Origin of the sequence: Marinobacterium halophilum (assembly GCF_003014615.1) — a bacterium.
GTDB lineage: Bacteria > Pseudomonadota > Gammaproteobacteria > Pseudomonadales > Balneatricaceae > Marinobacterium > Marinobacterium halophilum.
In genome coordinates, this window is sequence record NZ_PYGI01000036.1 from 2,157 (window position 1) to 5,472 (window position 3,316).

Annotated in this window: 2 rRNA genes; both read left to right on the forward strand. The window is 52.3% G+C overall.

Annotation, left to right across the window (positions count from 1 at the left end):
• The first annotated feature begins 145 nt into the window (after window positions 1-145).
• A 23S ribosomal RNA gene (locus CLV44_RS17050) occupies window positions 146-3,034 on the forward strand.
• A gap of 136 nt (window positions 3,035-3,170) precedes the next feature.
• Window positions 3,171-3,286: ribosomal RNA gene (gene rrf / locus CLV44_RS17055) — 5S ribosomal RNA — on the forward strand.
• Window positions 3,287-3,316 lie beyond the last annotated feature (30 nt).

Genomic DNA, 3,316 nt, shown 5'->3' on the forward strand with positions numbered 1-3,316 from the left:
TGATAAGTGCATCCTTTAAAGCTTCGGCTTTAAACGCTCTTTAACAAATTGGATCTGAAAGATTGTCTTGTATTGTATGATACAAGCGCCAACCGGCGATAATCGTTACGAACCATTCATTTTTCCAGACGCCTTCGGGTTATATGGTCAAGTGAATAAGCGTGCACGGTGGATGCCTTGGCAGTCAGAGGCGATGAAGGACGTAGTAACCTGCGATAAGGTTCGGGGAGCGGGTAAACACGCTTTGATCCGAACATTTCCGAATGGGGAAACCCACCCGCTTTAGCGGGTATCTCTTAGCTGAATACATAGGCTTTGAGAGGCGAACCCGGGGAACTGAAACATCTAAGTACCCGGAGGAAAAGAAATCAACCGAGATTCCCTTAGTAGCGGCGAGCGAACGGGGACTAGCCCTTAAGCGGTGTTGTAGTTAGCAGAACGCTCTGGAAAGTGCGGCCATAGTGGGTGATAGCCCCGTATGCGAAAACTTATACACCGTGAAATCGAGTAGGACGGGACACGTGATATCCTGTCTGAATATGGGGGGACCATCCTCCAAGGCTAAATACTCCTGACTGACCGATAGTGAACCAGTACCGTGAGGGAAAGGCGAAAAGAACCCCTGTGAGGGGAGTGAAATAGACCCTGAAACCGTGTACGTACAAGCAGTGGGAGCCGTTTTCGGACGGTGACTGCGTACCTTTTGTATAATGGGTCAGCGACTTACTTTCAGTGGCAAGCTTAACCGTTTAGGGGAGGCGTAGGGAAACCGAGTCTTAATAGGGCGTTTAGTCGCTGGGAGTAGACCCGAAACCGGGCGATCTATCCATGGGCAGGTTGAAGGTTGAGTAACATCAACTGGAGGACCGAACCGACTACCGTTGAAAAGTTAGCGGATGACCTGTGGATCGGAGTGAAAGGCTAATCAAGCCCGGAGATAGCTGGTTCTCCTCGAAAGCTATTTAGGTAGCGCCTCATGTATCACCTTGGGGGGTAGAGCACTGTTTCGGCTAGGGGGTCATCCCGACTTACCAACCCGATGCAAACTCCGAATACCCAAGAGTGCAATCATGGGAGACACACGGCGGGTGCTAACGTCCGTCGTGAAAAGGGAAACAACCCAGACCGCCAGCTAAGGTCCCAAAGTGCCAGTTAAGTGGGAAACGATGTGGGAAGGCTCAGACAGCTAGGAGGTTGGCTTAGAAGCAGCCATCCTTTAAAGAAAGCGTAATAGCTCACTAGTCGAGTCGGCCTGCGCGGAAGATATAACGGGGCTCAAACTGGCCACCGAAGCTGCGGATGCCTTAGGGCATGGTAGAGGAGCGTTCTGTAAGCCGTTGAAGCGGAAGCCGGGAGGCACCGTGGAGGTATCAGAAGTGCGAATGCTGACATGAGTAACGATAAAGGGGGTGAAAAACCCCCTCGCCGGAAGACCAAGGTTTCCTATCCAATGTTAATCAGGGTAGGGTGAGTCGGCCCCTAAGGCGAGGCTGAAAAGCGTAGTCGATGGGAAGCAGGTTAATATTCCTGCACCGTGCATAACTGCGACGGGGAGACGGAGAAGGCTAGGCTAGCGCGGCGTTGGTTGTCCGCGTTTAAGGATGTAGGTTTAGGACTTAGGCAAATCCGGGTCCTTCTAAGACTGAGATCTGATGACGAGTCGCTTTATGCGATGAAGTAGTTGATGCCATGCTTCCAGGAAAATCCTCTAAGCTTCAGGTTATGTGTGACCGTACCCCAAACCGACACAGGTGGTCAGGTTGAGAATACCAAGGCGCTTGAGAGAACTCGGGTGAAGGAACTAGGCAAAATGGTGCCGTAACTTCGGGAGAAGGCACGCCGGTGTTGGTGACGGACTTCGCGTCCTGAGCTGATGCCGGTCGAAGATACCAGGTGGCTGCGACTGTTTATTAAAAACACAGCACTCTGCAAACACGAAAGTGGACGTATAGGGTGTGACGCCTGCCCGGTGCCGGAAGGTTAATTGATGGGGTTAGCTTCGGCGAAGCTCTTGATCGAAGCCCCGGTAAACGGCGGCCGTAACTATAACGGTCCTAAGGTAGCGAAATTCCTTGTCGGGTAAGTTCCGACCTGCACGAATGGCGTAACGATGGCCACACTGTCTCCACCCGAGACTCAGTGAAATTGAATTCGCTGTGAAGATGCAGCGTACCCGCGGCTAGACGGAAAGACCCCGTGAACCTTTACTATAGCTTCACAGTGGACTTTGACATTACTTGTGTAGGATAGCTGGGAGGCTTTGAACCCTGGACGCCAGTTCAGGTGGAGCCAACCTTGAAATACCAGCCTGGTAATGTTGAGGTTCTAACTCAGGTCCCTTATCGGGATCGAGGACATTGTGTGGTGGGTAGTTTGACTGGGGCGGTCTCCTCCCAAAGAGTAACGGAGGAGCACGAAGGTACCCTCAGGCTGGTCGGAAATCAGCCAATGAGCGCAAGAGTAGAAGGGTGCTTGACTGCGAGACTGACACGTCGAGCAGGTACGAAAGTAGGTTCTAGTGATCCGGTGGTTCTGTATGGAAGGGCCATCGCTCAACGGATAAAAGGTACTCCGGGGATAACAGGCTGATACCGCCCAAGAGTTCACATCGACGGCGGTGTTTGGCACCTCGATGTCGGCTCATCACATCCTGGGGCTGAAGCCGGTCCCAAGGGTATGGCTGTTCGCCATTTAAAGTGGTACGCGAGCTGGGTTTAGAACGTCGTGAGACAGTTCGGTCCCTATCTGCCGTGGGCGTTTGAGATTTGAGAAGAGTTGCTCCTAGTACGAGAGGACCGGAGTGAACGAACCTCTGGTGTTCCGGTTGTCACGCCAGTGGCATTGCCGGGTAGCTACGTTCGGACAGGATAACCGCTGAAAGCATCTAAGCGGGAAGCCCCCTTCAAGATGAGATCTCACTGGGTCCTTGAGACCCCTGTAGAGCCGTCCAAGACTAGGACGTTGATAGGCTGGGTGTGTAAGCGCTGTAAGGTGTTGAGCTAACCAGTACTAATTGCTCGTGAGGCTTGACCATATAACGCCCAAGGCGTTTGTGAGAAAGAATGGTACCGTACCGATTATCGACACTCGCAAGAGTACCGGTTGACCGCTTGTAACACACAATACGCATAGACAATCATCGACTTCAGATCCGATTTGTACCAGTTTTGCCTGGCGACCATAGAGCCGTGGAACCACCTGATCCCATACCGAACTCAGCAGTGAAACGCGTCATCGCCGATGGTAGTGTGGGGTTTCCCCATGTGAGAGTAGGTCATCGCCAGGCACTTAATATGAAAACCCCGGTCTCGTTGAG